The organism is Desulfurella sp. (assembly GCF_023256235.1).
In the GTDB taxonomy this organism is placed as follows: Bacteria; Campylobacterota_A; Desulfurellia; order Desulfurellales; family Desulfurellaceae; genus Desulfurella.
Genome location: NZ_JAGDWY010000023.1, coordinates 1 through 3,260 on the forward strand (window position 1 = coordinate 1; position 3,260 = coordinate 3,260).

Below are 3,260 nucleotides of genomic sequence, written 5' to 3' on the forward strand. Positions count from 1 at the left end.
AAATAGTTGATGCGCTGGAAATACCTATTATGCAAAATAGCGGGAGTTAGAGATTAATTTGATGTTTTTTAAAATACAATCCAGGAGCAGCATTCATTCGAAGCTCATTCTCAGATCAGCAACGTACAACCCATTTTCATTTACGATCAGAGGGTTGATCTCAAGTTCTTTCAAATTTTCTTTCCCGTAAACCCATTCAGAAAGCGCAGATACTGAGCTCGCAAGCTTTTGAGGGTCGTAAACAGATCTGCCCCTGTACCCTGATAGAAGCTCGAATATCTTGGTTTCTTTTAGCATACTGATGGCTTCTTCAAGAGTTACCGGGCAGACGTAGTTTGAAGTTATCCTGTAGAGCTCAGTAAGTATCCCCCCGACGCCGACGCTGACGACGGCTCCGAATGATTCATCCTTTACAAAGCCTAGCCTTATTTCGTGGCCTTTTACCATCTGCTGATAGTAGATCCTGCCGTCCGGGAACTTTTTATTCAGCTCTTCAGCTGCAGCGAGAGCCTCTACGTCATTTGTAATACCAACCCTGACAGCTCCCTGTTCAGTTTTGTGGATCAGATCCGCTCTGTAAACTTTCAGCACAACCGGGTAAGGCAGACTCTTGAGATCCGTAACATCGATCCATCCCCACAGAGGTATTTTGAAACCAAATTCTTTTAAGAATTCAGAACTTTCGGGGTTGATTACCACGCCTTCAAAACTCAACGCTGGCTCTTTTTTTACAGAATAATGCCAGCTCGGCTGGATCTTTGATGACTTTATGAGATAAGCCATCGCAGCCGAAGCCTCTTCTGGGGAGTTGAAAGCCGGGATTCCTGACTGCCAGAAAGCATTTCTTAAATGTTCAGAATATTCAGTGTTTCCGAGCTCTACAGCTATGTTAAAGTTTTTGTGTTTTTCTGAGATCTGTTTTATAGCTTCAGGAAGCTTATCCGTTATTCCCGGGGGGTAGTGAGTGCCGATTATTATGAAGTTTGAAAAGTCGTTTTCACTCAAACTTCTGTAAACCTCAAGCATGCTTTCGTCGTTAAGAAAAGAATCATCAAAATCTTCCGCCAGCACAACTCTTTTTTCGGCAAAAGCAGGATAGCTTTCTGCAATATTTAAAAAATCTTGCGGAGAAGGCTCAATAAGTTTATCGAAATTAAAGTCATATTCATTTTCGGAAAGCGTTTCAGATTTTATTTTTTCTATTTCTTTTTTTATTGACAAATACAAAACATTGTTGTATTGGTTAAGTTAGCTATTAGGCAAAAAATAGTTACTTTTAAGTTGGAAGGCATATTCTTTTAAAAAATAGTAGTATTTTTTAATTTTAGAATACTATTGAAGTTTGTGATTTTGCATTTAAAAATTGAAATATTTAAAATTGCAAAAATTTTATGTAATTTCAGGAGAAAATAAGATGATAATTTTAAATTGTTTGGCAGTTTTAATAGTGTCAATAGTGGTTTCTATATTGGGCAACATAATAGGTATTGGTGGTGGAATCATATTGGTGCCTTTTTTTATTTATTATTTACATTTAAGCTCAATTATAGCAAGTGGTTTAAGCTTGTTTACAATTGTAGTAAGTTCAATTGGGGGCACATATGCTTTTATAAAGCAAAAAACAATTGATTATAAATTATTTGTAGTTATTATTAGTTTTATTTTGCCTGGTATTATTATAGGTTCAATTGTTAATAAATTTATAAAAACTCAACAATTTGCAATCATATTTCCATTATGGGTAATAATAATAGGTATTTTTTCTTTGGTGAGTGCTAAAAAAAATTTACTAAAATTTAATGGTCAAAGCACTACAAACATCATTAAACATAGTAATCTTTTACGTTTCATTTCATTTTTAGCTGGTTTTGTATCAGGATTTTTTGGTGTAGGGATAGGTGGCATAATGGGAACATATTTGGTTGCTGTGGAAGAAATTTCTCCAAGGACAGCTTTTTCCACTTTGATTATGACAATGACAATTACTTCTTTGATTGGGTTTATTGTACATTTAACAAATACAAACGATTATTTGTCTGTTTGGTTATTGTATGCTATTTTTTTATTTATTGGTGCGGTATCCGGTTCTCAGATAGGTGCTTATATTTCATCTGCTTTAGATTTAAAAACTTTAAGAGTATATCAGGGATGGATAATTTTATTTTTGGGTTTTTTCTTATTTTTAGGTAATATTGTTAAAATTTGATTTTAGAATTTATATTATTTTGGATAGACTTTATTTTTTTGTTGATGAATAAAGATTTACATGTAACAATGTATCAATTTTCTATTATAACATCTTGTAATTTAAATACAATTTCTAACTTACACTTATTTTATAAAGGCACTATTAGAGTAGTTGGTGGAGCTAAGGGGGATCGAACCCCTGACCTCTTGGCTGCCAGCCAAGCGCTCTCCCAGCTGAGCTATAGCCCCAAACACTTTTAATTTTAGCTAAATTTAATGTTTTGTCAATTTTAAATTAAATATCAAAGCCTTGTTCTGTATGTGTTGCAATATCCAGTCCTTTTTGTTCATCTTCTTCTGATACTCTTAATCCATGAGTTAAAATTGAGGTTAATTTTGCCAATAAAAAAGTCCCTAAAGCAGAATAAGCTATAATTATAATAATAGCCAAAAATTCTATAAAAAACGTGTGAAAATTTCCTAATAGTAAACCATTTTTTGGACTTACAGATTTAGTTGCCAAAAGGCCAACTGCTAAAATCCCAAAAATACCATTTAGTCCATGCACGCCAAACACATCAAGTGAATCATCATAAGAAAACTTATACTTTACATAAGATACTCCTATCCAGCTTATAATTCCAGCAATAATGCCTATTCAGCGAACATCCAACTCAGAGCACCTGCTGAGGCAGCAATATTTGTTGTTAAAAATACATAACTTGCAAGATTGTTTGATGCAATTGCACTTCCTGCGTTAAAACCAAACCAACCAACCCATAAAAATCCTGCACCAATAATGCTCAACGCAATAGAAGAAGGCGGCATTATTGTTTTTTTGAAATCTTTTCTCTTGCCTACTATTAATGCCAGCACCAAAGCTGAAACTCCAGAATTTGCTTCAACAACAAGACCACCAGCAAAGTCAAGTACTCCCATTTTTTGTAAAAACCCGCCACCCCATACCCAGTGAGCAATAGGTGTATAAACAAGCAAAACCCACAAACTGCCAAATATAATCCAAGATGAAAACTTTATTCTTTCAATGACACTTCCACTGATGAGTGCCACTG

Annotated in this window: 4 protein-coding genes and 1 tRNA gene; 1 reads left to right on the forward strand and 4 read right to left on the reverse strand. The window is 34.5% G+C overall.

The annotated features are described in order from the left end of the window. Positions 1–93: 93 nt before the first annotated feature. On the reverse strand, positions 94–1,227 hold the full coding sequence (locus tag Q0C22_RS02195; protein ID WP_291490447.1) for an acetate--CoA ligase family protein: 1,134 nt from the start codon (positions 1,225–1,227) through the stop codon (positions 94–96). A 187-nt stretch (positions 1,228–1,414) separates the two neighbouring features. On the opposite strand from Q0C22_RS02195, the gene Q0C22_RS02200 reads away from it, so the two are divergent. Then, positions 1,415–2,206: a sulfite exporter TauE/SafE family protein gene (locus tag Q0C22_RS02200; RefSeq protein ID WP_291490448.1), complete on the forward strand. Its 792-nt coding sequence runs from the start codon at positions 1,415–1,417 to the stop codon at positions 2,204–2,206. Positions 2,207–2,360: 154 nt separating this feature from the next. On the opposite strand, the gene Q0C22_RS02205 is transcribed toward Q0C22_RS02200, so the two are convergent. The 3 genes from Q0C22_RS02205 to Q0C22_RS02215 form a co-directional block, all read right to left on the reverse strand. Then, positions 2,361–2,436, reverse strand: a tRNA-Ala gene (locus Q0C22_RS02205). Between the two features lie 46 nt (positions 2,437–2,482). Continuing rightward, on the reverse strand, positions 2,483–2,845 hold the full coding sequence (locus Q0C22_RS02210) for a hypothetical protein (protein ID WP_367172087.1): 363 nt from the start codon (positions 2,843–2,845) through the stop codon (positions 2,483–2,485). Further along, a partial coding sequence (locus tag Q0C22_RS02215; protein ID WP_367172084.1) for an ammonium transporter occupies positions 2,842–3,260 on the reverse strand: 419 nt, incomplete at its 5' end. The genes Q0C22_RS02210 and Q0C22_RS02215, both read right to left, overlap by 4 nt.